At 61.0% G+C, this 26,950-nt stretch carries 25 protein-coding genes; 13 read left to right on the top strand and 12 right to left on the bottom strand.

What is annotated here, in order from left to right; translation table 11 throughout:
• Positions 1 to 142: 142 nt before the first annotated feature.
• The 7 genes from cobU to A462_RS24590 all read left to right on the top strand — a co-directional run bounded on the left by cobU (position 143) and on the right by A462_RS24590 (position 5,430).
• Positions 143 to 661, top strand: a complete 519-nt coding sequence (cobU, locus tag A462_RS24560) for a bifunctional adenosylcobinamide kinase/adenosylcobinamide-phosphate guanylyltransferase (protein WP_008432714.1) — start codon at positions 143 to 145, stop codon at positions 659 to 661.
• The gene (gene cobT / locus A462_RS24565) at positions 661 to 1,716 is read left to right on the top strand and encodes a nicotinate-nucleotide--dimethylbenzimidazole phosphoribosyltransferase (protein ID WP_008432703.1); all 1,056 of its coding nucleotides are present in this window, start codon (positions 661 to 663) and stop codon (positions 1,714 to 1,716) included. Before cobU ends, cobT begins: the two co-directional genes overlap by 1 nt.
• Entirely contained in the window at positions 1,713 to 2,288 is a 576-nt protein-coding gene (cobC, locus tag A462_RS24570; RefSeq protein WP_003214921.1) for an alpha-ribazole phosphatase family protein, read from the top strand. The genes cobT and cobC overlap by 4 nt, the downstream gene beginning before the upstream one ends.
• A 2-nt stretch (positions 2,289 to 2,290) precedes the next feature.
• Positions 2,291 to 3,019 carry an adenosylcobinamide-GDP ribazoletransferase gene (locus A462_RS24575; protein WP_008432700.1) on the top strand — a complete coding sequence of 243 codons (729 nt, stop codon included), beginning with the start codon at positions 2,291 to 2,293 and terminating at the stop codon, positions 3,017 to 3,019.
• Positions 3,020 to 3,061: 42 nt separating this feature from the next.
• A complete protein-coding gene (locus A462_RS24580; RefSeq protein WP_003214925.1) occupies positions 3,062 to 3,466 on the top strand; it encodes a MarR family winged helix-turn-helix transcriptional regulator in 405 nt (134 codons plus the stop codon).
• Positions 3,467 to 3,528: 62 nt separating this feature from the next.
• Positions 3,529 to 4,728: an MFS transporter gene (locus A462_RS24585; RefSeq protein ID WP_161635735.1), complete on the top strand. Its 1,200-nt coding sequence runs from the start codon at positions 3,529 to 3,531 to the stop codon at positions 4,726 to 4,728.
• A 150-nt stretch (positions 4,729 to 4,878) separates the two neighbouring features.
• Positions 4,879 to 5,430: a glutathione peroxidase gene (locus A462_RS24590; RefSeq protein WP_008432697.1), complete on the top strand. Its 552-nt coding sequence runs from the start codon at positions 4,879 to 4,881 to the stop codon at positions 5,428 to 5,430.
• Between the two features lie 65 nt (positions 5,431 to 5,495).
• On the opposite strand, the gene A462_RS24595 is transcribed toward A462_RS24590, so the two are convergent.
• The 3 genes from A462_RS24595 to A462_RS24605 form a co-directional block, all read right to left on the bottom strand.
• A complete protein-coding gene (locus tag A462_RS24595) occupies positions 5,496 to 6,770 on the bottom strand; it encodes an OmpP1/FadL family transporter (protein ID WP_026078188.1) in 1,275 nt (424 codons plus the stop codon).
• Positions 6,771 to 6,916: 146 nt separating this feature from the next.
• Positions 6,917 to 7,399 carry a hypothetical protein gene (locus tag A462_RS24600; RefSeq protein WP_003214935.1) on the bottom strand — a complete coding sequence of 161 codons (483 nt, stop codon included), beginning with the start codon at positions 7,397 to 7,399 and terminating at the stop codon, positions 6,917 to 6,919.
• 265 nt (positions 7,400 to 7,664) lie between these two features.
• Positions 7,665 to 7,889, bottom strand: coding sequence for a hypothetical protein (locus tag A462_RS24605; protein WP_003214941.1), 225 nt, complete (start codon positions 7,887 to 7,889; stop codon positions 7,665 to 7,667).
• Positions 7,890 to 8,735: 846 nt separating this feature from the next.
• On the opposite strand from A462_RS24605, the gene A462_RS0132340 reads away from it, so the two are divergent.
• Together A462_RS0132340 and rmuC are read left to right on the top strand one after the other, a co-directional pair.
• Entirely contained in the window at positions 8,736 to 9,059 is a 324-nt protein-coding gene (locus A462_RS0132340; protein ID WP_023659092.1) for a sel1 repeat family protein, read from the top strand.
• A gap of 175 nt (positions 9,060 to 9,234) precedes the next feature.
• Complete coding sequence (gene rmuC / locus A462_RS24610; protein ID WP_173406092.1) at positions 9,235 to 10,599, top strand: DNA recombination protein RmuC; 1,365 nt, start codon at positions 9,235 to 9,237, stop codon at positions 10,597 to 10,599.
• Between the two features lie 102 nt (positions 10,600 to 10,701).
• On the opposite strand, the gene A462_RS24615 is transcribed toward rmuC, so the two are convergent.
• Both A462_RS24615 and A462_RS24620 read right to left on the bottom strand, forming a co-directional pair.
• Complete coding sequence (locus A462_RS24615; protein ID WP_003214948.1) at positions 10,702 to 14,172, bottom strand: hybrid sensor histidine kinase/response regulator; 3,471 nt, start codon at positions 14,170 to 14,172, stop codon at positions 10,702 to 10,704.
• Positions 14,173 to 14,292: 120 nt separating this feature from the next.
• Positions 14,293 to 15,039 (bottom strand): 3-oxoacyl-ACP reductase family protein, encoded by a 747-nt coding sequence (locus A462_RS24620; protein WP_008432692.1) that lies wholly within the window; start codon positions 15,037 to 15,039, stop codon positions 14,293 to 14,295.
• A gap of 114 nt (positions 15,040 to 15,153) precedes the next feature.
• Between A462_RS24620 and A462_RS24625 the strand changes: the two genes are divergently transcribed.
• Positions 15,154 to 16,077 (top strand): LysR family transcriptional regulator, encoded by a 924-nt coding sequence (locus tag A462_RS24625; RefSeq protein ID WP_008432691.1) that lies wholly within the window; start codon positions 15,154 to 15,156, stop codon positions 16,075 to 16,077.
• 118 nt (positions 16,078 to 16,195) lie between these two features.
• Here A462_RS24625 and A462_RS24630 read toward each other — a convergent pair whose 3' ends face one another.
• From A462_RS24630 to A462_RS24640, 3 genes are all read right to left on the bottom strand, one after another.
• Positions 16,196 to 16,924, bottom strand: a complete 729-nt coding sequence (locus A462_RS24630; protein WP_008432690.1) for an aspartate/glutamate racemase family protein — start codon at positions 16,922 to 16,924, stop codon at positions 16,196 to 16,198.
• Positions 16,925 to 16,937: 13 nt separating this feature from the next.
• Positions 16,938 to 18,467 (bottom strand): NCS1 family nucleobase:cation symporter-1, encoded by a 1,530-nt coding sequence (locus A462_RS24635; RefSeq protein ID WP_008432689.1) that lies wholly within the window; start codon positions 18,465 to 18,467, stop codon positions 16,938 to 16,940.
• Positions 18,468 to 18,819: 352 nt separating this feature from the next.
• Positions 18,820 to 19,554 carry a phosphoadenylyl-sulfate reductase gene (locus A462_RS24640; protein WP_003214958.1) on the bottom strand — a complete coding sequence of 245 codons (735 nt, stop codon included), beginning with the start codon at positions 19,552 to 19,554 and terminating at the stop codon, positions 18,820 to 18,822.
• 152 nt (positions 19,555 to 19,706) lie between these two features.
• Between A462_RS24640 and thrH the strand changes: the two genes are divergently transcribed.
• The gene (gene thrH, locus A462_RS24645; protein WP_008432686.1) at positions 19,707 to 20,324 is read left to right on the top strand and encodes a bifunctional phosphoserine phosphatase/homoserine phosphotransferase ThrH; all 618 of its coding nucleotides are present in this window, start codon (positions 19,707 to 19,709) and stop codon (positions 20,322 to 20,324) included.
• 330 nt (positions 20,325 to 20,654) lie between these two features.
• Here thrH and pabB read toward each other — a convergent pair whose 3' ends face one another.
• Genes pabB through rloA form a run of 4 tightly spaced genes read right to left on the bottom strand, consistent with a single transcriptional unit; the run spans position 20,655 to position 25,058 of the window.
• Positions 20,655 to 21,995, bottom strand: coding sequence for an aminodeoxychorismate synthase component I (gene pabB / locus A462_RS24650; RefSeq protein WP_008432683.1), 1,341 nt, complete (start codon positions 21,993 to 21,995; stop codon positions 20,655 to 20,657).
• Between the two features lie 5 nt (positions 21,996 to 22,000).
• Positions 22,001 to 22,987 carry an alpha-L-glutamate ligase-like protein gene (locus A462_RS24655; protein WP_003214969.1) on the bottom strand — a complete coding sequence of 329 codons (987 nt, stop codon included), beginning with the start codon at positions 22,985 to 22,987 and terminating at the stop codon, positions 22,001 to 22,003.
• On the bottom strand, positions 22,987 to 24,519 hold the full coding sequence (rloB, locus tag A462_RS24660) for an osmotic stress tolerance membrane protein RloB (protein WP_008432680.1): 1,533 nt from the start codon (positions 24,517 to 24,519) through the stop codon (positions 22,987 to 22,989). The genes A462_RS24655 and rloB overlap by 1 nt, the downstream gene beginning before the upstream one ends.
• Before the next feature lie 5 nt (positions 24,520 to 24,524).
• Positions 24,525 to 25,058, bottom strand: coding sequence for a retropepsin-like aspartic peptidase RloA (rloA, locus tag A462_RS24665; RefSeq protein WP_023659091.1), 534 nt, complete (start codon positions 25,056 to 25,058; stop codon positions 24,525 to 24,527).
• A gap of 272 nt (positions 25,059 to 25,330) precedes the next feature.
• Here rloA and A462_RS24670 point away from each other — a divergent pair, with 272 nt between their 5' ends.
• Together A462_RS24670 and prpB are read left to right on the top strand one after the other, a co-directional pair.
• Positions 25,331 to 26,044 (top strand): GntR family transcriptional regulator, encoded by a 714-nt coding sequence (locus A462_RS24670; RefSeq protein ID WP_008432676.1) that lies wholly within the window; start codon positions 25,331 to 25,333, stop codon positions 26,042 to 26,044.
• The gene (gene prpB / locus A462_RS24675) at positions 26,041 to 26,934 is read left to right on the top strand and encodes a methylisocitrate lyase (RefSeq protein ID WP_003214976.1); all 894 of its coding nucleotides are present in this window, start codon (positions 26,041 to 26,043) and stop codon (positions 26,932 to 26,934) included. Before A462_RS24670 ends, prpB begins: the two co-directional genes overlap by 4 nt.
• Positions 26,935 to 26,950: the final 16 nt, after the last annotated feature.

Here is a 26,950-nt window from a genome sequence, read left to right as displayed (position 1 = left end):
TARGCGAGGTGCCGAGTGGTGGGGCAAGAGCGTTTTGCTTACTTTTGCGCTTTTCAAAAGTGAGCCGCTGTAAGAGCGGAACCAATAGATGCCGTTACCGAAATAACGGATATACACACAGTCAAAAACAGAGGCACAACCCATGCTCCAGTTGATCCTCGGCGGCGCCCGCTCCGGCAAAAGCCGCCTGGCTGAAAAACTCGCCACCGACAGCGGCCTAAGCGTCACCTACATAGCGACCAGCCAACCCCTGGACGGCGAAATGACCGCACGCGTCGCCCACCACCGCGAACGCCGCCCATCCGAATGGGGCCTGATCGAAGAGCCCGTCGAACTGGCCCGTGTCCTAAAGGAAAACGCCACCCCGAACCATTGCCTGCTGGTCGACTGCCTGACCCTATGGCTCACCAACCTGCTGATGCTCGAAGACCCCGACCGTCTCAACCACGAGCGCGAGGCCCTGCTACAAACCCTGGCCACCCTCCCGGGAGAAATCATTTTTGTCAGCAACGAGACCGGAATGGGTGTCGTGCCGCTGGGCGAATTGACTCGCCGCTATGTCGATGAAGCCGGTTGGCTGCATCAAGCCTTGGCCGAACGTTGTCAGCGCGTTGTCCTGACCGTCGCCGGCCTGCCCCTGACTTTGAAAGGTACTGCGTAATGACCGACACCTGGTGGCTCAACCCCTGCAAGGCGATCGACCCCCAAGCCCACGAACAAGCCCTGGCCCGTCAGCAGCAACTGACCAAACCCGCCGGCTCCCTCGGCCAGTTGGAAGCCGTGGCCGTCCAACTGGCCGGCCTCCAGGGCCAGGTCAAACCCAGCGTCGACCACCTGTGGATCGCGATCTTTGCCGGCGACCACGGCGTCGTCGCCGAAGGTGTCTCCGCCTTCCCCCAGGAAGTCACTGGCCAGATGCTTCACAACTTCGTCACCGGTGGCGCCGCCATCAGCGTGCTTGCGCGCCAACTCGACGCCAAGCTGGAAGTGGTCGACCTCGGCACCATCACCCCGACGTTGAACCTGCCGGGCGTCCGCCACCTGAATATCGGTCTCGGCACCGCCAACTTCGTCAACGGCCCGGCAATGACCGAAGCCCAGGGCCAACTGGCCCTGCAAGCCGGCCGCGACAGCGTGCACCGCGCTATCACCAGCGGTGCGCAACTGTTTATCGGCGGCGAAATGGGCATTGGCAACACCACCGCCGCCAGTGCCCTGGCCTGCGCGCTGCTGGATTGCCAGGTCAGTGACTTGACCGGCCCCGGCACCGGCCTGAACGCCCAGGGTGTCAGCCATAAGGTCGCCGTCATCGAGCGCGCCCTTGCGCTGCACGCCAGCGACCGCGACGACGCACTGAAAACCCTGTTCAACCTCGGCGGCTTTGAGATTGCCGCACTGGTCGGTGCCTATCTGGCCTGTGCCCAAGAAGGTGTCGTGGTGCTGGTGGACGGTTTTATCTGCACCGTCGCCGCCTTGGTCGCGACGCGCCTGAACCCCGGCTGTCGTGAATGGCTGCTGTTCGGCCACCGCGGTGCCGAGCCCGGCCATCGTCACGTGCTGCAAAGCCTCAACGCCGAGCCTTTGCTGGAACTCGGGCTGCGCCTGGGTGAAGGCAGTGGCGCCGCGCTCGCTGTGCCGTTGCTGCGCCTGGCCTGCGCGCTGCACGGGCAGATGGCGACCTTCGCCGAAGCAGCCGTAGCGGATCGCCCGGCATGACTTTGCGCCTGGACCTGCTGCGCCACGGCGAAACCGAACTGGGCGGCGGCTTGCGCGGCAGCCTGGACGATGCGCTCACGGCCAAGGGCTGGGAGCAGATGCGTGAGGCGGTGGTGGCGCAGGGCCCATGGGAGCGTCTGGTCAGTTCGCCGCTGCAACGTTGTGCGCGGTTTGCCGAGGAGTTGGGCACGCGCCTGAACCTGCCGGTCACCCTCGAAAAGGATCTGCAGGAACTGCACTTCGGCGCCTGGGAAGGGCAGAGCGCTGCAGCCTTGATGGAAACCGACGCCGACGCGCTGGGCCTGTTCTGGGCTGATCCCTACAGTTTCACGCCGCCGCAGGGCGAGCCGGTTTCACAGTTTTCCGCGCGTGTTTTGGGGGCTGTCGGCCGCTTGCATCAAGCCTATGCCGGCCAGCGAGTGCTGCTGATCAGCCATGGTGGAGTCATGCGTTTGCTGCTGGCCCAGGCGCGTGGTCTGCCGCGTGAGCAACTGTTGAATGTCGAAGTCGGCCATGGTGGCCTGTTCAGCCTGCAGGTCGAGGCGGATGGCGTATTAAGGGAAGGACGCTGAGCATGTTGCCGTTCTGGATCGCCTTGCAGTTTCTCAGCAGCCTGCCGATTCGCTTGCCGGGCATGCCGCAACCCCAGGAACTGGGGCGTTCGTTGCTGTTTTATCCGGTGGTGGGGCTGCTGTTCGGGCTACTGCTGTGGGGCTTGAACGCCGTGTTGATGGGCGCGCCATTGCTGCTGCACGCCGCGCTGCTGTTGACCGCGTGGGTGTTGCTCAGTGGCGGCCTGCACCTGGACGGCCTGGCCGACAGCGCCGACGCCTGGCTCGGTGGCTTCGGTGACCGCGAGCGCACCCTGACCATCATGAAAGACCCGCGCAGCGGCCCGATCGCGGTGGTCACCCTGGGCCTGGTGTTGCTGCTCAAATTCACCGCGCTGGTGGCATTGATCGAGCAGCACAACGGCGCCGCGCTGATCCTCGCACCGTTGATTGGCCGCGCTTCGATGCTGGCGCTGTTTCTCACCACGCGCTATGTGCGCGCCGGTGGTCTGGGGCAGGCCCTGGCGGATCATTTGCCACGGATCGTCGGCCAACAGGTGCTGATCCTCAGTGGTCTGGCGTGTATCTTGATCGGCGGTTTGAGTGGCGGGATTGCCGTGCTGGTGGCTGCCCTTTGTTTTATCGGCTTGCGCCAATTGATGGTCAATCGCCTCGGCGGCACCACCGGCGACACCGCCGGCGCGCTGTTGGAGCTGCTGGAAGTGGCGGTGTTGATCAGTCTGGTGCTGTAACACTTTCTTGCATTTCATTAATCCCGGGTATATACACGCTCCATGCTTGCCTCCCAATGTTTATGCACAAACCTGCGTCGCGCCGCTCGTGGCGTCAGCAGGCATTACGACGGCGCTCTCGACGGCTTCGGGATCAACGTTGCCCAGTATTCTTTGCTGTGTAATCTGCAGCGCCTCGATCAACCGAGCATTTCCAGCCTGGCCGACGCCATGGGCCTGGATCGCAGCACACTGGGGCGCAACCTGCGGGTGCTGGAAGGCGAGGGCCTGGTGCAGTTGGTGGAGGGCGATGACTTGCGCAACCGCCTGGTCTTGCTGACCGAGGCGGGTATCGAACGGCTCGCCGCCGCATTGCCGGCCTGGGAAGCGGCGCAGCAGAAATTGATTGATAAGTTGGGCGCCGAAAAGCGCGAAACCCTGTTGGCCTTGCTGGATGAACTCGCTTGACGCGAGTTTGTTCGATGATAAGCGGGTATATACCCGCGAACGGAGAATAAGAAATGACCTCGATGTGGCGCACCAGCGGCTGGATTCTTGTGGGGAGTGCGCTGATCCTCGCGTTGTCCCTCGGCGTGCGACATGGCTTCGGCCTGTTCCTGGCGCCCATGAGTGCCGAATTCGGCTGGGGCCGTGAAACCTTTGCCTTTGCCATCGCCCTGCAAAACCTGATCTGGGGCCTGGCACAGCCATTTACCGGCGCCCTGGCCGACCGCTTCGGTGCGGCCAAGGTGGTGATGATCGGTGGCGTGCTCTACGCGCTGGGCCTGGTGTTCATGGGCCTTTCGGATTCAGCGTGGTCGCTGTCCCTGAGTGCCGGGTTGCTGATCGGCATTGGCCTGTCGGGTACTTCGTTCTCGGTGATCCTCGGGGTGGTGGGGCGTGCCGTGGCGCCGGAAAAACGCAGCATGGCCATGGGTATCGCCAGCGCCGCCGGCTCGTTCGGCCAGTTCGCCATGTTGCCGGGCACCCTCGGTTTGATCGGCTGGCTTGGCTGGTCCGCCGCGTTGCTGGTGCTGGGCCTGATGGTGGCGCTGATCGTGCCGTTGGTGACCATGCTCAAGGACCGACCGTTGCCTGCGGTGGCTGGCCAGCAGACCTTGCGCGAAGCCTTGGGTGAGGCCTGCTCCCATTCAGGGTTCTGGCTGCTGGCGTTCGGCTTTTTTGTCTGCGGTTTCCAGGTGGTGTTTATCGGCGTGCACTTGCCATCGTACCTGGTGGACCAGCACTTGCCGGCCTCGGTGGGGACGACCGTGCTGGCATTGATCGGCCTGTTTAATATCTTTGGCACCTATACCGCCGGATGGCTCGGCGGGCGCATGTCCAAACCCCGTTTGTTGACCGGTTTGTACTTGCTGCGGGCGGTGGTGATCGTGATCTTCCTGTGGGCGCCGGTGACGCAGACCAGCGCCTACCTGTTCGGCATGGCGATGGGCTTCCTGTGGCTGTCCACGGTGCCACTGACCAACGGCACGGTCGCGACCTTGTTTGGTGTCAGAAACCTTTCCATGCTCGGTGGGATCGTGTTCCTGTTCCATCAACTGGGCTCGTTCCTCGGCGGCTGGTTGGGCGGGGTGGTCTATGATCGAACCGGCAGCTACGATTTGATCTGGCAGGTGGCAATCGTCCTGAGCCTGGTGGCAGCGGCGCTGAACTGGCCGGTGCGCGAGCGCCCGGTGGCACGTTTGCAGGCGCAAATGGGGGTGGCATGAATTCGACCTGGCATTGGCTCGGCGCAGCAGGAGCAGGACTCTTGCTGCTGCTGGCGTGGTGGGGCTGGCAACAGGGCGGCCTGGCATTGATGCAGTTGGGCATGGCGATCTGTTAAGTTCTGTGTCTGAGACTTTTCAAGGACACCTCACATGCAGATGCGCTGGTTCGCAGTACCCGCTCTGATGGTGGCTTTTGGCGGTGTCGCCATGGCTGCCGATTGCCCGCCGTTGCTTGAAGGCCAGTTGCCCAAGCTGCGCGCCAAGGAATCCATCGACCTGTGCCAGCGCTTTGCCGGCAAGCCGCTGCTGATCGTCAACACCGCCAGCTTCTGCGGGTTTGCGCCGCAGTTCAAAGGGCTTGAAGCGTTGTACCAGCGCTACAAGGGCCAGGGGCTGGAAGTGATTGGCGTGCCGTCCGATGACTTCAAGCAGGAAGCCAAGACCGGGGAGGAAACTGCCAAGGTTTGTTACGTTAATTACGGCGTGACCTTCACCATGACCGAACCACAGAAGGTCAAGGGCCCGGACGCGGTGCATCTGTTCAAGATCCTGGCGCAGCAGAGCAGTGCGCCGAAGTGGAATTTCTACAAGTACGTGGTGGACCGCCAGGGCAAGGTGATCGCCAACTTCTCCAGCCTGACCAAGCCGGATAGCCCGGACCTGGTCAAGGCGGTGGAAGACGCGTTGGCCTCCAAACCCTGATCACCGCCCACTAAAAAGCCCCGCCTCTTTTGCAAGAGTGCGGGGCTTTTTTGTGCCGCTTTACATCAGAACTTGTACGTCACGCCCAGGCCGAAACCGTTGGCGCTGTTTTCGTACTTGGCGCTGTAGGAACCCAGTGCGTTGGACTTGTTAACTTTTACCGGCTCTTCCTTCAGGTAGGAATAAGCCAGGTCAACAGTCATGTTATCCATCACGGCATAACCCAGGCCCACACTGAAGATGGTCCGGTCGCCAGTAGGAATACGTGGGGAACGGTCAGTGTTGTTGGTTGGCGACTGGTCGAAAGTCAGGCCGGTACGCAGTACCACTTGCTTGGTGACCTGGTACGAAGTACCAAGGGCGTAGGCCCAGGTGTCGTGCCAGTTCTGAGGTTCAGTGATAGTGCCGATGACCGACGGTGCGAGGAAGCCGTTGGCGCCCGTTACACCCTGGTTCTTGACAGTGATGTCTTTCAGGCGGCTCCAGCGGGTCCAGGTAGCACCGCCATAGAGTTTCCAGGCGTCAGTCAGGTCCTGGGTTACCGACAGGTCGTAAGACTCTGGCGTGTCGATGCTCAGCGAGGCGTCGTAGCGGCCACTGCCAATGGCACCGGCAGTCGGGGCAGGCGCTGTCACCTCGGTGTGGCCGTCAAGCTTGTAGCTGACCTTGGAGTGGTAGGTCAGGCCGACGCGCGTGGTATCGGTGGCCTGTACCAGTACGCCGACGTTGAAACCAATGGCGGTATCGTCGCCCTTGATCGTGACGTTGGTCGAAGGCACGGCAGGGTTCAGGGTCAGTTCGGACTCCAGCTTGCCGGAGATCCGGTTGATGGTAGGACCGAAACCGATGGAAACCCGGTCGTTGAATGCGTAGCTGACCGTTGGCTGCAGAGTGATTACAGATACTTTGCTGTAGCTGCCGAACCCGCTGCCCTGGAAGCCGCGTTCATAATCAGTCACCAGGCCGAACGGTGCGTAAACACCAAAGCCGACAGCCCACTGATCGTTGAGTTTGTTGGTGTAGAAGCCGAACGGTACGCCGGTGAAGGGCACCATGTCGCCTTTGTTGGTGCCCCTGGAACGGCCGCCGGCATCTTTGATGTCGGTCGAGGCATCGATGGCTGCAACACCACCCGTGATTTGCTGGCCTTCAAGGCGAGCCATACCGGCAGGGTTGCCATAAACAGTGCTTGCGTTATCGGCAGATGAAGAACGTCCCGCAAAACCGGTACCCATCCCGGCAACGTCTTGTTCGTTGAGGGCGAAGCCGCTCGCGAACACGTGGGAGGATGCCATTGCAACGGCGAGGCTAAGTGTCGTCTTGAGCATTACTTTTTTCATTATTAGAACTCCGTGGTGATCACCGCTGCGGAAAGTAACAATAAATTTATGTTTGCGCTATAGGCTCAAACACAGGAGATAGAGCGGTTTTGTAGGACAATCCGACCAAAATCAACGTTTTTAGCCGAATCTTGCAAATCGCCCGGTCAACAGGCGACGTGATTCATGGGTGAAACACAGGTTTGCCAGGCCTGGGTGAAATCCCGGAGCCGGCCTTGAGGGTGAAATATTTCTTTCCAGATACGCGCCATCGCCAATACGTCGTCGGCCGGTGGCAGGTTTGGGCGGTGTTGTTCCACCAGCAGCCAGGCGATGGCGGTGGCGTAGCGCAGGTTGACCGTCAGCTCAACCTGCGGCCCGCTGAGGAAGGCATGCTGGCTGGCGAGTCCGCGTACCAGGCTGGCGCGCTCGGGGTCCAGCGCCAGGTAGTTATCCCACAGCGCGCGATGGCGCGGCTCGGTGATGCTGTAGAGGCCATGGCCGCGGCGGTCGTGCAGGGCTGAGCCGAGCGCCGACTGGCTGGCGGCGATGCCCAGCAGCAGGGATTCAGCCGTCTGGTTATGGCGACCCAGGTAAAGCAGGGTGGGCCGGATCACATAACGACACAATTCGCTGGCGGCGATGCCCATAAATGCCTCAATCCATGAAATTAATCGGCGATACCTGAGCGAGGGCTTGGCAGCGGTGAATCGGATCTCAGGTCCGCCGGAAGCGGATCATGCCGCTTGAGTTGAAGTGTAGTGTCATATTTACGATGTAAAGGACTGTTTTTAAAATATTTTCATCATTTAGTTATATCGTTTATATCAATTTAAACTTAGCGCGCCTGAATTTCAGGCAATAAAAAACCCCGGGTTTTAACCGGGGTTTTTGTGTTTCAGCGATTCGGGTCGATCAGGCAACCAGTGCCTGGCGAGTACGATCGATCACGGCCTGCAGCGGTTCTGCGCTGGAGTATTGATCGGGGTACAGGCGTTCGCTGTGACGAGCGATGCCGTGTTCGTTGACCAGGGTAAAGCTGAAGCAGCCTTTGCGAGCGGCCATGATCAGGCAGTTCATTGGTGCAAAAGCGTTGGTGAGGGTGCGAATGGCATCCTGAGTGTGGATTTGAGTGGACATATTATTGGTGTTCCTACAAATGACACGGTTAAGAACCGTGCAACGTTAAAACGTTCCAGTGACGTTGATCACCATTGATCGAACGAAGAACCCGACTGGAACAAAGCAGCCAGTTTGAAGCGCTATTAAGTTGGCGCGCTTGGGCTGGCAGGTAGGTACTTAGGAGGGCAGGCAACACAACAGGGGCAAAGGTTCTGGGCCCGGGGTGAAGATCCTGATCAATTTGCAGGTTGGTTCTTTCAGAGTATGGAAACTTCGCGACACCCTTTGCATTGTTCAAAGGCCGTGTCGTCGCAAGTGATACCTGGAAACCATCGAGGTGGTCGATCCCTTTTTGTCGGCGGTGCCGTGAGGGAGTTGTTCGACCAGAATTGACTTTCAGCTTGGTACTAACGCTGCGGATAGTAACGGATTGAAACGATGAAAGGAAGTGTGATAGGCAAAAAACTTTTCGGGTTCTGGTGCGGCGGTAACATTCCTCAGCCGCTGCCTGAGCAAAAAACGCGGTCGATATAACCGGCAAGTGGGTAGTTGTGCACATTGGTGGCGCCCTGTGTAACTGAACTGACATACGCCCCGCAAAGCGCCCGGGTGCCTGCAACTAAAATTTAAGTCAATGAAAAATCGAGCTTTTTTTTATTGGTGAAAAAATCGTCAGTTTGACTGCGGCCCCCGTTCCATGGGCCTTTGCGGGACTTACAGAACGGTTGTCCACTGAGTTATCCACAGCTTCTGTGGATTGTCCCAAGCGCTTGCTCTAGAACGGGCGTGCAGGCTTTTTTCAGCTTTACCTGTACGAAAAAAAGAGTAGAGTGGCGCGCCTTCCGTTCTGTCCCACAGTGCTTTATGAAGTTTCGCTCAGTATCACCTTCTGTTACCGACAGCCCTCAGGTTGTTACCGCACCCAAGCGTTTTTCCCTGAAGGTTGCCTTGTGGTTGCTCGACAGCCCGCGCCTGGGCCACAGCCCCAACGTCAAACATTTTGCAGGGCATTTGCTCAAGCAACCGGCTCGTGCTGGCGTGGTGGTGGCGCAAAGCCGTCTGGGCCAGTTGATGTGCCGCGAGTGCGGCAATGCCCGCGACCGCCGTATCGGCCACGAACTGCTGCGCCAGGCCGCCCGCGCCGGTGACCGCATCGCCCAGCGTGAACTGGGCCAGATCGAAGACTGAGCTGTCCTCAATGCGCTGGCTTGGTTAACCTTCTTCTTTTCGGGTGACGGCAGGAATCGCTATGGCTTTTGACTGGACCAGTGTTGTGCTGGGTCTCGCCGCTGCTGGGTTGCCGCTGTTGGGGCTGTGCTGGCAGATTCAGCGCCGACTGAGCGCGCGAATGGCCGGCTGGGAATTGCTCGAAGAGCGCCTGGCCACCGCACAACTGGCCCAGGAAGGGCTCGCCGCGCAGTTGGACGCCAGCCGTGACGAAATCAGCGACCTGAGCCAGGCCAACGCTGCCAAACAGGCTGATCTGGCCGCCGTGCGCCGGGAAGTCGAACTGCTGCAGATCGACCGTGACAACGCCCGCGACGCCGCCCACGCCTGGAACCTCGACCGTTCCGCCAAGGAAACCGAACTACGCCGCCTGGATGCCTTGTCCGCGTCCCTGCGCGCCGAATTGCGCGAGCAACAGGAAAGCCATCAGCAACGCCTCAGTGACCTGCAAGGTTCCCGTGATGAGCTGCGCGCGCAGTTCGCTGAACTCGCCGGGAAGATCTTCGACGAGCGCGAGCAACGCTTCGCCGAAACCAGCCAACAGCGCCTCGGCCAATTGCTCGACCCGCTCAAGGAGCGCATCCAGTCGTTCGAAAAGCGTGTCGAAGAAAGCTACCAGAGCGAAGCCCGCGAGCGGTTTTCCCTGGCCAAGGAGCTGGAGCGCCTGCAACAGCTGAACCTGCGCCTGTCCGATGAAGCCACCAACCTGACCCGCGCCCTCAAGGGCCAGAAAACCCAGGGCAACTGGGGCGAGTTGATCCTGGAGCGGGTGCTGGAACATGCCGGTCTGGAAAAGGGCCGCGAGTACCAGACCCAGGTCAACCTCAAAGGCCCGGACGGCGAACGCTTCCAGCCCGACGTGTTGATCATGCTGCCGGGGGACAAGCAGGTAGTGGTGGACTCCAAGGTCAGCCTGACCGCCTATCAACAGTACGTCGCCGAGGACGACCAGGCGATCGGCCAGGCAGCCCTCAAGCAGCACGTACTGTCCTTGCGCAACCACGTCAAAGGCCTGGCCGGCAAGGACTACAAACGTCTGGAAGGCCTGCACAGCCTGGATTTCGTGCTGCTGTTCGTGCCCATTGAAGCCGCATTTTCGGCGGCGCTTCAAGCCGAGCCGAACCTGTTCCAGGAAGCCTTCGACCGCAACATCGTGATCGTCAGCCCGACCACGCTGTTGGCCACCTTGCGGGTGATCGACAGCCTGTGGAAACAGGAACGGCAAAGCCAGAACGCCCGGGAAATTGCCGAGCGCGCCGGTTGGCTGTACGACAAGTTCGTGCTGTTTATCCAGGACCTGGACGAGGTAGGCAACCGCCTGCAGCAGTTGGACAAAGCCTACAGCGCAGCGCGCAACAAGCTGACCGACGGACGCGGAAACCTGGTGAGCCGTACCGAGCAACTGAAGCTGCTCGGCGCCCGCGCCAGCAAAAGCCTGCCGGCCGACCTGCTGGAACGGGCGATGACCGATGAAGACGGCGTGGCGCAGTTGCCAGAATAGTCACCGGTCTCTGTGGGAGCTGGCTTGCCTGCGATGCAGGCGCCTCGTTCCTCCAGATACACCGAGGCGATGCCATCGCAGGCAAGCCAGCTCCCACATGGGCTAAAGCGGCAGGTGCCGGCTCAACAAGGCCCGCAACGCCGCCGGCTTCACCGGCTTGGCCAGGTAATCCAACCCTGCCGCATGCACCTGGGCCACCATCTCCGGCCGCCCGTCGGCACTGATCACCACACCCGGAATCGGCTCTGCCAGTTGTGCCCGCAGCCAGCCCATCAACTCGGTGCCGGTCTCGCCGTGGTCGAGGTGGTAATCCACCAGGGCCAGTTGCGGCCGCACACCCTCGGCCAGCAACGCGGCACATTGCGCCTGGTCGCGGGCGGTCCAGACTTCACAGCCCCAGCGCGTGAGCAAACTGCGCATGCCGATCAGGATGCTTTCTTCGTTATCCACACACAGCACCTGTGCACCGCTCAACGGCTGGCCGCTTTCCTGCGCCGGCTTGGCAGGCGCGCTGACCTGAGTGCGCGCCAACGGCACACGCACGCTGAACACGCTGCCTTTGCCCGGCCATGAACGCACGCTCAAGCGGTGCCCGAGCACGCGGCACAGGCCATCGGCAATCGCCAGGCCCAGTCCCAGGCCTTTCTCGGCACGGGTCTGGTGACTGTCCAGGCGTTTGAATTCCTCGAAGATGACTTTTTGCTTGTCCTGGGGAATCCCGGGACCACGGTCCCATACTTCCAGGCACAACTCGCCGCGACGGCGCCGCACACCCAATAGCACCGGCCCGTCGGCATACCGGAACGCGTTGGTGAGGAAATTCTGCAACACCCGCCGCAGCAACTTGATGTCGCTGTCGACCCGCAAACGGCTGCCCCGCAGGCGGAAGCGCAAGCCCTGCTCCTGAGCCAGCGCCTTGAACTCGGCGCCCAGCGTATCGAACAGTTCATTGAGCACGAAGGGCTGGCGCTGCGGATTGATCTTGCCGTTTTCCAGGCGGGAAATATCCAGCAGGTCGCTGATCAGGTCTTCCGCCGAACGCAACGAGCTGTCCAGATGCTGCACCAACTGCCGGGCATCCGGCGACATGCCGTCGTTCTGGTGGGAGAGGGCGGCAGAGAACAGCCTTGCGGCGTTCAACGGTTGCATCAAGTCGTGACTGACCGCTGCGAGGAACCGGGTTTTCGACTGGCTGGCGGTCTCGGCCACGCCCTTGGCATCGGTCAGCGCGACGTTGAGTTGCGACAGTTCGTGGGTTCGCTCGGTCACCCGCTGTTCCAGGCCTTCATTGGCCTCGGTCAACGCCTGCTCGGCTTCGCGGAACGCGGTGATGTCGGTGAAGCTCATCACAAACCCGCCACCCGGCATCGGGTTGCCGATCAGCTCGATCACCCGGCCATTGGGAAACAGCCGCTCGGAGGTATGCGCACGGCCCTGGCGCATCCAGTGCAGGCGGCGCGCCACGTGCACTTCGGCCTCGCCCGGGCCGCACAGCCCGCGCTCGGCGTTGTAGCGAATGATGTCGGCAATCGGCCGGCCCACGCTGATCAGGCCCTCGGGGTAATTGAACAGCTCCAGGTACCGCCGGTTCCACGCCACCAGCCGCAGGGACTGGTCGACCACGCTGATGCCCTGGGTGATGTTTTCGATGGCGCCTTGCAGCAGTGCCCGGTTGAACTGCAGTACTTCCGACGCTTCGTCGGCGATGCGAACTACGTCCTCCAACTGCATTTCCCGGCCTTCAATGGCGGCTTTCACCACAGCCCGGGTCGACGATGCACCGAGCACGCCGGCCAACAGGCGTTCGGTGTGGGCAATCCAGTCATTGTCGGCGTTCTGGTTGGGGTTAAACCCTTTGCCTTGGCGATAGGCGAAGCGCACAAAACTCTGGTGAGCCCGTTCTTCACCGACAAACCGCGCTGCGAGGCTGAGCAAATCATTGATCTGCACCGAAAGCATTGAGCGGGCGCTGGCCCGCTGGCTGATTTCCTGGCCAATAAAACGCCCGGCCTGCCAATGCTCCGACACCCGCGTGCGGGACAGCATCGAGACCCACACGAACAACGTGAAGTTACCCGCCAGGGAAAATACGGTGCCCAGCGTCAGAGAAGTTACAGACAAGCCCAGCGGGTGCGAATGCAGCCACGTCATGCCCGGGAAAAGGCTGAACGACCAGCCCAGACTTTTCGCGGTGACCGGCAGGACCAAGGTGTAGAACCACAGGAACGTACCCGCCGCCAATCCGGCAAACACGCCGCGCCGGTTGGCCTGTTTCCAGTACAGCGCACCCAGCATCGCCGGTGCCAGCTGGGTCACGGCGGCGAACGCAATCTGGCCAATGGTTGCAAGGCTGGCGGAGGACCCCAGCAGCCGGTAACTGACGTAAGCCAGCAGCAGGATGATGACAATGCTCACCCGGCGTACCGACAGCATCCAGTGACGGAACACTTCGAACGGCCGCTCGGCACTGGAACGGCGCAGCAGCCAGGGCAGCAGCATGTCGTTGGAGACCATGGTCGACAGGGCGATGCTCGCGACGATCACCATGCCCGTAGCCGCCGAGGCGCCGCCGATAAACGCCAGCACGGCGAGCGCCGGATGGGCTTCGGCCAACGGCAGGCTGATCACGTAGGAATCCGGCAATACCGAACCCGGCAGCAGCATCTTCCCGCCGAGGGCAATCGGGATCACAAACAGGGCGGCCAGGATCAGATAGGCCGGGAACACCCACTTGGCCAGCCGCAGGTCCTGGGGGTCGATATTTTCCACCACGGTGACATGGAACTGCCGGGGCAGGCAGATGATCGCCATCATCGCGACGCCGGTCTGCACCACCATCGAGGGCCAGTTGACGGTCTCTTTCCAGTATTCCTCCAGCCGTGGCGCGAGCATCGCCTGGCTGAACAAATCGTCGAAACCGTCGTACAGGCCGTAGGTCACAAACGCACCGACGGCGAGAAACGCGAACAGCTTGACCAACGATTCAAAGGCAATCGCCAGCACCATGCCGCGGTGGTGTTCCGTGGCGTCGAGGTTGCGGGTACCGAACACAATGGTGAACAACGCCAATACCAGCGACACGATCAGCGCCGTGTCCTGGGAGCGGGTGCCGGTAGTGTCGGCGCTGGCGCCGATCAGCAGGTTCACCCCCAGCACGATGCCTTTGAGTTGCAAGGCTATATAAGGCAGGACGCCCACCAGGCAGATCAGCGCCACCACCACCGCCAGGGATTGGGATTTGCCGTAACGGGCGGCGATAAAGTCGGCGATGGAGGTGATGTTTTCCTGCTTGCTGATCAGCACCATCTTCTGCAGGACCCACGGCGCGAGCACCAACAGCAGCACCGGTCCCAGGTAGATCGGTAAAAACGCCCACAACTGTTCGGCTGCCTGGCCTACAGCACCAAAGAATGTCCAACTGGTGCAATACACCGCCAGCGACAGGCTGTACACCCAGGCACGCATCCGCGGCGGCAGCGGCGCATGGCGACGGTCACCGTAAAAGGCGATGGCAAACATAATGGCCATATAGGCCAGGGCAACGGCGGCGATCAGCCCGCTGGACAGCGTCATGAGAACTCCAGACATAAGAACGCCCGGGCATTCCCGGCCCGGGCGAACAGTCTCGCATGATGCTTGGCGTTAGTCAGTGTCGACCAAGGTCGGAGCGTGGTGTGATGTCGCAGCGTTGGTTCAGGCGCCGAAACCGCCGTCGATGGTCAGGCTGGCGCCGGTGATGTAGCCGGCCTCAGGGCCTGCCAGATAGGCGACGAAACTGGCGATCTCTTCTACATGGCCATAACGGCCCACGGCCATGAAGCCGATCAGGCTTTCGGCGAAATCACCGCTTGCCGGGTTCATGTCGGTGTCCACCGGGCCTGGCTGCACGTTATTGATGGTGATGCCCCGTGGGCCCAGGTCGCGGGCCAGGCCTTTGGTCAGGCCGACCAGCGCCGATTTGCTCATGGCGTACGGGCCGCCACCGGCAAACGGCATGCGATCGGCATTGGTGCTGCCGATGTTGATGATGCGGCCACCTTCGCCCATGTGCCGCGCGGCTTCCTGGGTGGCGACAAATACGCTGCGTACGTTGATGGCGAGGGTGCGGTCGAAGTCTTCCAGCTTGAAATCTTCCAGCGGGCCGACGGCCAGCACGCCTGCGTTGTTGACCAGGATATCCAGGCGCCCGAACGCTTCGACGGTGGCGTTGACGGCGCTGCGGATGGCGTCTGCGTCGGCGCTGTCGGCATGAATCGCCAGGGCTTTGCCGCCTTGGCTGATCACGCTGTTCTGCAACTCTTCAGCCTTGGCAGCCGAACTGACGTAGGTAAAGGCGACGGCAGCGCCCTGTGCGGCCAGGCGCTTGACGATGGCGGCGCCGATACCGCGGGAACCGCCCTGGATCAAGGCGACTTTGCCGCTGAGGTTTTGTGTGGTCATGTCGTTCTCCAAAAGGTGTGTTGAGGTTGGAGTCGAGTATCGACCTCGTGTGGCGTCCTCGGTAGACCGTGATTGCTATAGTCTGTGTAAACCAAAAGTTTAGAGTGGGGCGATATGGAAAGCTTTGGCAGTATCGAATGCTTCGTGCGCAGCGCCGAAGGCGGCAGTTTTGCCGAAGCTGCCCGGCACCTGAGCCTGACCCCGGCGGCCGTGGGCAAAAGTGTGGCCAAGCTGGAGGCGCGCCTGGGTGTAAGGCTGTTCCAGCGCAGCACCCGGCGCCTGACGCTGACTGAGGCCGGCAAGCTCTTCCTCGAAGAAGTCAGCGGCAGCCTCACCACCATTCAAAACGCCGTGGCTAACCTGGCCAGTGCCGAAGGGCGGCCAGTGGGCACGCTGAAAGTGAGCATGGGCACGGTGTTCGGCAACCGTTATGTGGTGCCGTTGCTGGGGGAGTTTCTAAAGCGCTTTCCTGATATCAACCCCGACTGGCATTTTGATAACCGCCAGGTGGACCTGATCGGCCAGGGCTTCGATGCCGCGATCGGCGGTGGTTTTGAGCTGCCCCAGGGCGTGGTCGCGCGCAAGCTGGCGCCGGCGCACCGGATCCTGCTGGCCTCACCGGAATACCTCGCCAAACGCAAGCCGGTGGTCGTGCCCGAGGACTTGTCTGTGTGCAACGGCATCCTGATCCGCTCACCGCAAACCGGGCGCGTGCGTTCGTGGCAACTCACCCACCGCACGCGCGAACAACGCCCGCTGGTGCTCAAGCCGCGCATGACCATGAGCGACTCGGGCGCCGCCTGCTGCGCCAGTGCCCAGGGCCTGGGGATTGCGCTGGTCAGCATGCCGATGGCGGTGCCGTATCTGGATAGCGGCCAACTGGTGCGAGTGCTGCCCGACTGGTATGTCGACGACGGCAACATCTCGCTGTACTACGCCGAACACAAGCTGCTGCCCGGCAAGACCCGGGCATTTGTGGATTTCATCCTGGAGCAGTTTGTCGAACGCGAGTTGGGGCGGCGGTTCAGCGCCATTTGATCCTTGTGGGGATCAAAGTGTGGGAGCGGGCTTGCTCGCGAAGGCGGTGTGACAGTCACCATATGCATCGACTGATCCACCGCTTTCGCGAGCAAGCCCGCTCCCACATTTTGGATCTTCAATGTCCGAACTTTCCGGGCCAGCCGATCACTTTCTTCGGCCTCGGCGTCGCAAACGTGCGGATCTTCGAGGTCGACAGTCCCAACCGCACCAAGCCTTCGGCAATGGTGACAGCCGAGGTCACACCGTCCACCACCGGCACACCCGTGCGGTAGCGAATCTGCTCATCCAGCCCGGCCATGCCGCCGCAGCCCAGGCAGATCACTTCGGCCTTGTCTTCGCTGATCGCCAATTCAGCCTGGCGCACGATGGCCTCCATGGCCCGCAGCGGGTCTTCCTCCAGTTCCAATACCGCCATGCCGCTGGCCCGTACCGACGCGCACCGCTGGTATAAGCCGGCCAGTTTCAGCCGGTCCTCGATCAGCGGCACGGTGCGGTCCAAAGTCGTCACCACGGAGTAGGCATGTCCGAGGAACATCGCGGTGCTGGCGGCCGCTTCGGTGATGTCCACCACCGGCACGTTGAGCAACTCCTGCAAGCCTTCGCGGCCATGTTCGCCGTAGCCGGCCTGGATTACCGCATCGAACGGCTGGTCGTAAGCCATCACCCGGTCCATCACCGCGATGGCCGCCAGGTAGCTTTCGAAATTGCCTTCCACCGATTCGGCACCGAAAAACGGAGTCAGGCCGACGATCTCGGTGCCGGGGGACGCCACCGCCCGTGCCTGTTTGGCGATGGCCTCGGTGATGGACTCGGTGGTGTTGACGTTGACCACAAGGATGCGCATGGAATGTCCTTACTTAATGACTGACGTTATCGACTGCAATGCTTTCGCCGCTCACATCGGCGTAGTACGGCTGGCGCTTGGCGAACAGCAGGTACAGCAGCCCTGCAATACCGGCGCCAATCAGCCAGGAGAAGGGCGAGACGAGGGCGAAACCGGGCAGCAGGGCGAGGAGAATGGCGATCACCGCGGCAGGAATGAAGGCCGCCACGGCGCGCAAATTGATCCCGCGGCTGTAGTAATAAGCGCCATTCGGGTCTTCGCTATACAGCTGCGGCACGTCCACCTGGCTTTTGCGGATCAACCAGTAGTCGACCATGATCACCCCGTACAACGGCCCCAGCAGTGCGCCCAGCCCCGAGAGGAAATACACGATCACCAGCGGGCTGTTGTAGAGGTTCCACGGCAGGATCAACACCGCCACGGTGGCGCTGATCAGCCCGGCGCGGCGGAAGTTCAGGTACTTGGGCGCCAGGTTGCTCAGCACAAAGGCCGGCGCGACGAAGTTGGCCATGATGTTCACCGCCACGGTCACAATCAGGAACGCCAGGCAGCCCAGCACCAGGAAGAATGTGTTGGGTATCGCCGCAATGATTTCCGTAGGGCTCTCAATCACCCGGCCATTGAGGTGGAACTGCCCGCCGCACAGCAGCACGGTGATGGCCGCGAACACCAGGATATTCACCGGCAGGCCCCAGAAATTACCGACCTTGATGGTCTTGCGGCACGGCGAGGAGCGGGCGAAGTCGCAGAAATTCAGGATCAGCGTGCCGTAGATCGCCAGCCACAGCGCGCCGCCGGCAAAGATATTGCGCCACATCTCACCACCGGTCAGCGGCTCGCGGATCGACCAGGCGATCTGGCCGCCGGCCTGGAAATACATCCAGCCGGCCAGGGACGCTACTGTCAGCAGAATCACCGGCCCGGCGAAGGCTTCATAGCGGCGCACCATCTCCATCCCATAGGCGAGGATGGCGAGCTGCACAAACCAGATCGCCACAAAACACGCCCAGCCCAGGGTGGACAGGCCGAGGATCGAGTTGTGGTCGTAGTCGGCAAAACCTGGATGAACCGCTGTCAATAGCACGCGGAAAACCACCGAGGCCAGGTAGGTCTGTATCCCGAACCAGGCAATCGCGATCACCGCACGAATCAGTGCCGGAATCTGCGCACCATGGATGCCAAAACTGATGCGGCTGATCACTGGAAACGGTACGCCGGTCTTCTGCCCCATATAGCCCGACAGGTTCATGAAGAAGTACACCAGCGCCGCGCCGATCCCCAGGGACAGCAGAATCTGCCAGCCACCCAGGCCCAGCGCATACAGGCCGATGGCGAAGGAGTAGTTGGCGATGTTGTGCACATCGTTGGTCCACAAGGCAAAGATGCTGTAGCGGCCCCAGCGCCGGCCTTCGGCCTTGGTGGGCGCCAGGTCCTTGTTGTGCAGGCGCGGGCTGAGGACCAACGGGCCGGGGCTCGTGGCCTCGGGGTTCAGGGTGGAGGAGGGCAGATCCAGTGCGATGTTATTGGAGAGACTTGTACGCATTCCGGCAGGCTCCTGGACATCAGCAGGAGAGCGGCTGATGTCAAAGTGTATGTATCTTTTTTATTAATTGTATACAAAGTGTGTTTTGCCTTAAGCCACATGCGTGCCAGATTTTCGCCGGGTGAAATACACGGCGATTTGGTTTTTAGCGTGATTGGAAATAACCGGCTGAATTTGAAGCGATATAAATTGACCGTTTGAACAGCTATTTATTTTGTAGCGCAGAGAGGGGCGGGGATTTTAGAAGAGGTGTGACGAGGGAGGATGTAACTTTTCGGTGCAGGATCTTATAAGTGCACACAAAAATGGCACCGATGGTGACATTTCTGTGTACAGGATTCTGGCTCAGGCGTTATGCCTTGCTGATGATGTTCCCGGCGTGCAACCCGCATTCTTTTTGGGTTGCTTCTTCCCACCACCAACGGCCTTCGCGTTCGTGCTGGTTCGGCAGTACCGGACGGGTGCACGGCTCACAGCCGATGCTGATAAAACCGCGCTCGTGCAGGCTGTTGTACGGCAACTCCAGCATGCGGATGTAACCCCATACTTCCTCACTGGTCATCTGCGCCAGCGGGTTGAACTTGTACAGGGTGCGTTCCGGGGTGGAAAAAGCCGTATCGATTTCCAGCGCGGCCACCTGGCTGCGGGTGCCGGGGCTCTGGTCGCGGCGCTGGCCGGTGGCCCAGGCGCTTACACCGGACAGCTTGCGGCGCAGCGGTTCGATCTTGCGCACGCCACAGCACTCGCCATGGCCGTCCTTGTAGAAACTGAACAGGCCCTTTTCCTTGACGAAGGGTTCCAGCTTGCTCTGGTCCGGCGAGATCAGTTCGATGTCGATCTTGTAGAACTCACGCACCTGCTCGATAAACCGGTAGGTCTCCGGGTGCAGGCGACCGGTGTCGAGGCTGAACACCTTGACGTTCTTGTTCAGCTTCCAGGCCATGTCTACCAGCACCACGTCCTCGGCACCGCTGAAAGAGATCCACAGGTCGTCGCCAAACTGGCTGAAGGCCAGCTTGAGAATGTCCTGGGCGGATTTGTTGGCGTAAGTCGCGGCGAGTTCAGCGACGTCGAAGGCTTGGTTCATCAGGACGGTTCCTACAGGTCAGTGGCGCTGAGCGCTCTATAGGGGGGCGATGGTAACAAAATCCCGCCTGCGTTGCGGCGGCCAGCGTGAATCGCTAGAGTTCGGCAGTCCTTTTGCTCGCTCAACTCAATAACTTTAAATGGGAGTGTCTTGTGGAAATTGCCTGTCTCGACCTGGAAGGGGTGCTGGTTCCGGAAATCTGGATCGCCTTCGCCGAAAAAACCGGTATTGAATCCTTGCGGGCCACCACCCGGGACATCCCCGACTACGACGTGCTGATGAAACAGCGCCTGCGCATTCTTGATGAGCATGGGCTGAAGCTCTCGGACATCCAGGAAGTGATCGCCACCCTCAAGCCGCTGGACGGCGCCATCGAGTTCGTCAATTGGCTGCGCGAGCGCTTCCAGGTGGTGATCCTGTCTGACACCTTCTATGAGTTCTCCCAGCCGCTGATGCGCCAACTGGGTTTCCCGACCTTGCTGTGCCACCGGTTGATCACCGACGAGAGTGACCGGGTGGTGAGCTACCAGCTGCGTCAGAAAGATCCCAAGCGTCAGTCGGTGCTGGCCTTCAAGACCCTGTACTACCGCGTGATTGCCGCTGGTGATTCCTACAACGACACCACCATGCTGGGTGAGGCCGACCGTGGGATTCTGTTCCACGCGCCGGAGAACGTGATTCGCGAGTTCCCGCAGTTCCCGGCGGTGCATACGTTTGAGGATTTGAAGAAGGAGTTCATCAAGGCGTCGAATCGTTCGTTGAGCCTGTAAGTTCTTTGGCGTGGCTGACGCCTTCATCGCAGGCAAGCCAGCTCCCACATGTTGACCGCGCTCCCCTGTGGGAGCCGGGCTTGCTCGCGATGGGGCCGGAGTGGCCACTGCACAGCCTAGACCCCTGCCAGCAAACTCTCATAAGGAATGCGCAATCTCGGAAATCTTTCCTGACAAGTAGGCAGTCGTTTCATGTGATCCTTCACAGACGGCTGGTGGACGGTTGAAACCGGACGCTATCCTCCGGCTTCGACCCCGTCTACTTCGGTACTGATTCAGGTCTTTTCTGCTGCGTGGCTCTACGTCAGCGAGCCAGGAAGGGGCTGGGTGCTACAGGCTTTCCAAGGTTTGTAACAACACCCGCACCTTGGTCATCGACTCCTGATACTCCGCCTGCCACTCCGAGTCCGCGACAATCCCGCCGCCGCCCCAGCAGCACACCTGACCATCCTTGACCAACAGGCTGCGAATGGCGATGGAGCTGTCCATCTCGCCGCGCACGTCCAGATACACCAGCGAACCGCAATACAACCCGCGCCGGGTCGGCTCCAGCTCGTCGATGATCTGCATCGCGCGAATCTTCGGTGCGCCGGTGATGGAGCCGCCGGGGAAGCTGCCGGCGATCAGGTCGAGGGCGTCTTTATCGTCGGCCAATTCGCCGGTCACGCTGCTCACCAGATGATGCACGTTGGGATAGCTTTCCAGGCTGAACAACTCCGGGACCCTCACCGAGCCGGTGCGGCAGGTGCGGCCCAGGTCGTTGCGCAGCAGGTCGACGATCATCAGGTTTTCGGCACGATCCTTGGGGCTCGCCAGCAATTCAGCGGCGTTGGCTGCATCTTCCTCAGGCGTCGCCCCCCTTGGCCGGGTGCCCTTGATCGGGCGGGTTTCCACCTGGCGCTGGCTGATTTTGACGAAGCGTTCCGGCGATAAACTCAATACCGCGCCATCATCCGGCAAGCTTTGGAACCCGGAAAACGGCGTCGGGCAGGCTTCGCGCAAGGCGCAGTAGGCCACCCACGGATCGCCACTGCACGGGGCACGGAAACGTTGGGCAAAGTTGACCTGGTAGCAGTCACCGGCCTGGATGTAGTCCTGGATACGGGCGAGGGCGTGCTGGTAGGTGTCGGCTGTCACGTCCGGGGCCATTGGGCCTTGCAGCTTGAAGGTGGCCGATGCGCTGATGGTCGGCTGACCGAACAAGGTAATCAGGCGTTGCCGTTCGCTTTCCGCCAGTTTGGGGTGGAACACCAGTTGGCTGGTCTGCGCCTGGTGATCGCTGATCAAGGCCCAGGCGTACAGGCCAAAGCGTGCATCCGGCAGGTGCAGGTCGTCCACCGCCAGGTGCGGCAGGTGCTCAAGATGACGACCGAAGTCGTAGCTCAGGTAGCCGATGAGGCCGCCGGCAAACGGCAGTTCGTAGGGCGCGGGGATCGTGGCTTCACCCAGCAACGTCAGGTTTTCCCGCAGGCGCTGCAGGAAATCAATGCCGCTTTCGTCGGGTAGTACCGCCAGGGTCGTCTCGGGCCAGGCGCTCAGCAGGTCATAACGGCCGCGCTCGGCCGCCGGTCGGCCACTGTCCAGCAGCACCGCGCCGGGCGCATGGCGGATTGCTGCAAAGTATTCGGCAGGGTTGGCCCGGTAGGGCAGCGGGTGTACGGAGCAGGTCACTGGGTTTATCCCTCGACCGCCGGAATATGCCCAAACATTTCCTGCACAAACTTAACCCGTTCCTCCGGTGTTTCCGTTACGCCCGCCGCCTTCAGCTCTTCCAGTCGAGCCTCCACGGCATGGGTGCGCAAGGTCAGGCCGCAGTCGTTGGCAATCTGGATGTTCAGCCCCGGGCGAGCGTTAAGTTCCAGGATCAACGGACCCTTTTCCTGGTCCAGCACCATATCCACGCCGATATAGCCCAGGCCGCACAGCTCGTAGCAGCCGGCGGCGAGCTTCATGAACCCGTCCCAGTTGGGCAGTTGCACGCCGTCCACCGCATTGGTGGTGTCGGGGTGCTTGGTGATGATGTTGTTCAGCCAGGTGCCGCGCAGGGTCAGGCCGGTGGCGAGGTCGACACCCACGCCAATCGCGCCCTGGTGCAGGTTGGCCTTGCCGCCGGACTGGCGGGTGGGCAAGCGCAGCATGGCCATCACCGGGTAGCCCATCAGCACAATGATGCGGATGTCCGGTACGCCTTCGTAGCTGATGCTTTTGAAGATCTGGTCAGGCACCACCCGGTATTCGATCAGCGCGCGGTCACGGTGGCCGCCGAGGGAATACAGGCCGGTGAGGATGCTGGAAATCTGATGCTCGATTTCTTCATGGCTGATGATCTTGCCGGAGACCGTTCGATAGCGCCCTTCAAAACGGTCGGCGATCACCAGGATACCGTCACCACCGGCGCCCTGGGCCGGCTTGATCACGAAGTCGCTGCGCCCGCCGATGATCTCGTCGAGCTTGTCGATTTCCTTCTCGGTGGAAATGACCCCGTACATTTCCGGCACGTGGATGCCGGCGGCCATGGCCCGTTCCTTGGTGATGATCTTGTCATCGACGATCGGATACAGGCTGCGCTTGTTGTACTTGAGCACGTAGTCGGCATTTCGCCGGTTGATGCCCATGATCCCCCGCGCTTCCAGGGCCTTCCAGGTCTTCCAGAAGCCGAACATTACGAGTCAGCCTTGAGGAAGGCCTTGAAACGCACCAGTTCGGTCAGGCGGTAGCCGCGATAACGACCCATGGCCAGCATGAAGCCCACCAGGATCAACAGGATCGCCGGGAAGGTGAACACGAAGTAGATCAGTTCCGGCACGCTCATGATGATGTGCGCCAGGGAAGCGGCGAACAGCGTGCCGATCGCGACTTTCATCGCATGGCCGCCACCGCGTTCTTCCCAGGTGATCGACAGGCGTTCGATGGTCATGGTCAGGATCACCATCGGGAACAGTGCCACCGACAACCCGCGCTCCAGGCCGAGCTTGTGGCTGAACAGACTGATGGCGGCGATCAGCACCACCACGAAGGTCAGCACCACCGAGAGCCTCGGCAGCATCTGCAGCTTCAAGTGTTCCAGGTAAGACCGAAGCGACAGCCCCAGCGCCGTAATAATGGTGAACAGCACAATCCCGAAGCCCAGCTGTGTCTCTCGGAACGCCAGGGCAATCAGCACCGGGGTAAACGTGCCAAGGGTCTGCAGGCCGATCAGGTTGCGCAGGATCAGGATCACCAGCACGCCAATCGGGATCATCACCATGATCATGAAGGTCTGCTGGGTTTGCAGCGGCAGGCCGTACAGCGAGTACTCGAGGAAGTTGGCGTCGGTGTTTTCGTCCGTCAGCTTGGCCAGGCGAATCGCGTTCATTTCGCTGTTGTTGAGGCTGAAGGTCACCATGGCCTTCTTGCCGCCGTCGACGGTGATCAGGTTTTCATCACCGGTCCACCACAGCAGGCGGTCGGCCGGCAGGCCTTGCTCGCCGGTGTCGGGGTTGAAGTACAGCCAGTCGTTGCCATTGAAACTGCGCAGCCAGAGTTCCGGGGTTTGCGGCTGGTCGGCCACCAGGCGGATGGTGTGGACCTTTTCCACCGGCACATGGGCGATGGACAGCAGCAACTCGACGATCTTGGCCTTGTGCGGCGTCGACGGGTCGCCCGCCAGCAGCAGCTTCACGTTGTCGTCGTTGAGGTTGTTGGTGCGCTTGATGGCTTCGCTGATAAAGGTCTCGACGTCGGCCGAGTGCTGGCGGATCGGCGCCAGCAGGGCTTCGGCGGCGATTTTTTCCGGGCCTTCGACGGCGATGCTGTCGCGGAAGGTCGGGCCCTTGACCTTGATCTTTTCACCGCTGTAACGCTTGGTCAGCACCAGGCGGTAGTAGAGGGTCTGGTTGCCCTTGGCCCGGCGTGCCGACCAGGTGACCTTGCGGTTGCCGTCGAGGCGATTGACGCTGACGCCGTAGTTATTCGAGATAAAGCTTTCATTCAGGCTGACGAAGTCGCGGCTCAGGGGCGGCACGAACATCTGGATTTTCACCGGGTCCTTGGCGCTGGCGACGAACTCGACCTTGGCGTCGATGTTCCACAGGTCGTCGGTGGCGTCCTCGGTGACGGGAATCCCCAGCACGAAAATCTGATAGGCGGTGACCGAAATGCCCAAGACCACCAAAACGGCGATCAGGATTTTCAGGTGCAGATTAAGAGAGCGCATTCAAATTACTCAGCGGTATGAGCGTCGGAGGCGCAGGCAGGTTTGCCCGCCGCGTATTTGAGACTGGGGTCGACCAGCGCATCAAAGCGTTTCAGCGCTTCGGAGCCGATCAGCAGCGGGTATTGGAAGGCGCTGCGGTCAGTCAAGTTCACTTCGATACTGCGTAAAGCGGTGCCCATGCAGATGTCCAGGGCGATGACTGGACGGGCGGTGTAGTTCTTGTCTTCATCGGGGTCGTAGTCACCGGCGCGGCGCTTGATCTTGCTCACGCGGGCCAGGGGACGCTCGATGGGGTGGGAGTGTGCGGTGTCGATGGCCAGGTAGAAGCGCACCCAGGACTCGCCGTTGCGCTTGAAGCGCTTGATGTCACGGGCGCTCAAGGACGCGGTCTTGGCCCCGGTGTCGAGCTTGGCGGCCACTTCCAGGTCAATGCCGGCCAACTTGGCGTATTCATTGAGTCCATAAACGGTCTTCTCGGCAGCAACGCCAAGGCCCGGGATAAACAGTAGAAGCAAAAGGGGGAAGGGCTTGAGTCTCATAAATCCTGACGCGGTGCAGTGCGATGTTCAATTCAAGGCGACTGGCATTGCTGCGCAAGCTCCCTCGTGCGCCTTTTCATCCAGGGATGTGAGGCAAAAGTGGCCGGCATTCTAACATGAAGGTTTTCTGGCGCCAGCGCTGGCAGCCGGCCATGCCCCGATAGAGTGCAAGGCGGGTTATTAGACGATTGTCGACAATGTTTATTTATTCTTTGACTATCCGGGGCTGATTGGCTAGTTTTTGCGGCATTGCTTTTGAAGGTGTCGACAATATGCTGGATCAACTGGAAACCCCAGTGATGGCCCAAGACGATTCCCAGACCATGTCCGAGAACGTCTTCCGGCGTATCCAGGCCGCCATCGTCAAGGGCGAAATCGCCCCCGGCAGCAAGATCTCCGAGCCGGAACTGGCGCGCACCTATGGCATCAGCCGTGGCCCGCTGCGCGAGGCGATTCATCGCCTGGAAGGCCAGCGCCTGCTGGTGCGCATCCCCCATGTGGGCGCGCGAGTGGTCTCGTTGAGCCATGAAGAACTGATCGAACTCTACGAAATCCGCGAATCCCTGGAAGGCATGGCCTGCCGCCTGGCCGCCGAGCGCATGACCGACGCCGAGATCGAAGAGCTGCGCCAGGTGTTGCACACCCACGAGCGCGATGCGGCCTTCCAGGCCGGTGTCGGCTACTACCAGCAGGAAGGCGACTTCGATTTTCATTACCGGATAATTCAAGGCGCCGGTAATCGCACCCTGACCCAAATGTTGTGCGGCGAGCTGTATCAGTTGGTGCGCATGTACCGCATCCAGTTCTCCGCCACCCCCAATCGTCCACGCCAGGCCTTTGCCGAGCATCACCGCATTCTTGACGCGATTGCCGATCGCGACGGTGAACTGGCCGAGTTGTTGATGCGCCGGCATATCGGTGCCTCCAAACGCAACATTGCCCGTCACTTCCCGGACGGCGCTCCCCAATCACGAGGTGAGTCATGAGTTCCAATAACAACACCACTCCAGGCCAGCGTTTCCGTGACGCGGTTGCCAGCGAGCACCCGTTGCAGGTAGTCGGCGCGATCAACGCCAACCATGCGCTGCTGGCCAAGCGCGCCGGCTTCAAGGCGATCTACCTGTCGGGTGGCGGGGTGGCTGCCGGCTCCCTCGGTGTGCCGGACCTGGGCATCACCGGCCTGGATGACGTGCTGACGGACGTGCGCCGCATCACCGACGTGTGCGACCTGCCGCTGCTGGTGGACGTGGACACCGGTTTCGGCTCCTCCGCGTTCAACGTGGCGCGCACCGTCAAGTCGATGATCAAGTTCGGCGCGGCGGCGATCCATATCGAAGACCAGGTGGGCGCCAAGCGTTGCGGCCATCGCCCGAACAAAGAAATCGTGTCCCAGCAGGAAATGGTCGACCGCATCAAGGCTGCGGTGGATGCGCGTACCGATGACAGCTTCGTGATCATGGCCCGCACCGACGCACTGGCCGTGGAAGGTTTGGAATCCGCCCTGGAACGTGCCGCCGCCTGCATCGAGGCCGGTGCCGACATGGTGTTCCCGGAAGCCATCACTGAGCTTGAGATGTACAAGCTGTTCGCCTCTCGCGTGAAAGCGCCGATCCTGGCCAACATCACCGAATTCGGTGCGACACCTCTCTATACCGTCGATCAACTGAAATCTGCGGATGTTTCCATCGTCCTGTACCCGCTCTCGGCCTTCCGCGCCATGAACAAGGCCGCCGAGAACGTCTACACCGCGATCCGTCGCGACGGCACCCAGCAGAACGTGATCGACACCATGCAAACCCGCATGGAGCTTTATGATCGCATCGACTACCACACCTTCGAGCAGAAGCTCGACGCGCTGTTCGCCGCCAAGAAGTAACGCGAGCGCCTCACTA

The organism is Pseudomonas sp. Ag1 (assembly GCF_000278565.1).
In the GTDB taxonomy this organism is placed as follows: domain Bacteria; phylum Pseudomonadota; class Gammaproteobacteria; order Pseudomonadales; family Pseudomonadaceae; genus Aquipseudomonas.
Note: the sequence above shows the minus strand (reverse complement) of the source record. Positions and strands in the feature narration are given on the sequence as shown.

Excerpts from the sequence above, each read along its gene's own strand:
- cobC (WP_003214921.1), top strand. The coding sequence starts at position 1,713 with ATGACTTTGCGCCTGGACCTGCTGCGCCACGGCGAAACCGAACTGGGC.
- cobT (WP_008432703.1), top strand. The coding sequence starts at position 661 with ATGACCGACACCTGGTGGCTCAACCCCTGCAAGGCGATCGACCCCCAA.
- A462_RS24655 (WP_003214969.1), bottom strand. The coding sequence starts at position 22,987 with ATGTTCGGCTTCTGGAAGACCTGGAAGGCCCTGGAAGCGCGGGGGATC.
- A462_RS24585 (WP_161635735.1), top strand. The coding sequence starts at position 3,529 with ATGTGGCGCACCAGCGGCTGGATTCTTGTGGGGAGTGCGCTGATCCTC.
- A462_RS24630 (WP_008432690.1), bottom strand. The coding sequence starts at position 16,924 with ATGCGCATCCTTGTGGTCAACGTCAACACCACCGAGTCCATCACCGAG.
- rloA (WP_023659091.1), bottom strand. The coding sequence starts at position 25,058 with ATGAGACTCAAGCCCTTCCCCCTTTTGCTTCTACTGTTTATCCCGGGC.
- A462_RS24590 (WP_008432697.1), top strand. The coding sequence starts at position 4,879 with ATGCAGATGCGCTGGTTCGCAGTACCCGCTCTGATGGTGGCTTTTGGC.
- A462_RS24635 (WP_008432689.1), bottom strand. The coding sequence starts at position 18,467 with ATGCGTACAAGTCTCTCCAATAACATCGCACTGGATCTGCCCTCCTCC.
- A462_RS24595 (WP_026078188.1), bottom strand. The coding sequence starts at position 6,770 with ATGAAAAAAGTAATGCTCAAGACGACACTTAGCCTCGCCGTTGCAATG.
- prpB (WP_003214976.1), top strand. The coding sequence starts at position 26,041 with ATGAGTTCCAATAACAACACCACTCCAGGCCAGCGTTTCCGTGACGCG.
- A462_RS24580 (WP_003214925.1), top strand. The coding sequence starts at position 3,062 with ATGCTTGCCTCCCAATGTTTATGCACAAACCTGCGTCGCGCCGCTCGT.
- A462_RS24620 (WP_008432692.1), bottom strand. The coding sequence starts at position 15,039 with ATGACCACACAAAACCTCAGCGGCAAAGTCGCCTTGATCCAGGGCGGT.
- A462_RS24640 (WP_003214958.1), bottom strand. The coding sequence starts at position 19,554 with ATGAACCAAGCCTTCGACGTCGCTGAACTCGCCGCGACTTACGCCAAC.
- A462_RS24670 (WP_008432676.1), top strand. The coding sequence starts at position 25,331 with ATGCTGGATCAACTGGAAACCCCAGTGATGGCCCAAGACGATTCCCAG.
- A462_RS0132340 (WP_023659092.1), top strand. The coding sequence starts at position 8,736 with ATGAAGTTTCGCTCAGTATCACCTTCTGTTACCGACAGCCCTCAGGTT.
- A462_RS24575 (WP_008432700.1), top strand. The coding sequence starts at position 2,291 with ATGTTGCCGTTCTGGATCGCCTTGCAGTTTCTCAGCAGCCTGCCGATT.
- A462_RS24600 (WP_003214935.1), bottom strand. The coding sequence starts at position 7,399 with ATGGGCATCGCCGCCAGCGAATTGTGTCGTTATGTGATCCGGCCCACC.
- A462_RS24615 (WP_003214948.1), bottom strand. The coding sequence starts at position 14,172 with ATGACGCTGTCCAGCGGGCTGATCGCCGCCGTTGCCCTGGCCTATATG.
- rloB (WP_008432680.1), bottom strand. The coding sequence starts at position 24,519 with ATGCGCTCTCTTAATCTGCACCTGAAAATCCTGATCGCCGTTTTGGTG.
- cobU (WP_008432714.1), top strand. The coding sequence starts at position 143 with ATGCTCCAGTTGATCCTCGGCGGCGCCCGCTCCGGCAAAAGCCGCCTG.
- A462_RS24605 (WP_003214941.1), bottom strand. The coding sequence starts at position 7,889 with ATGTCCACTCAAATCCACACTCAGGATGCCATTCGCACCCTCACCAAC.
- A462_RS24625 (WP_008432691.1), top strand. The coding sequence starts at position 15,154 with ATGGAAAGCTTTGGCAGTATCGAATGCTTCGTGCGCAGCGCCGAAGGC.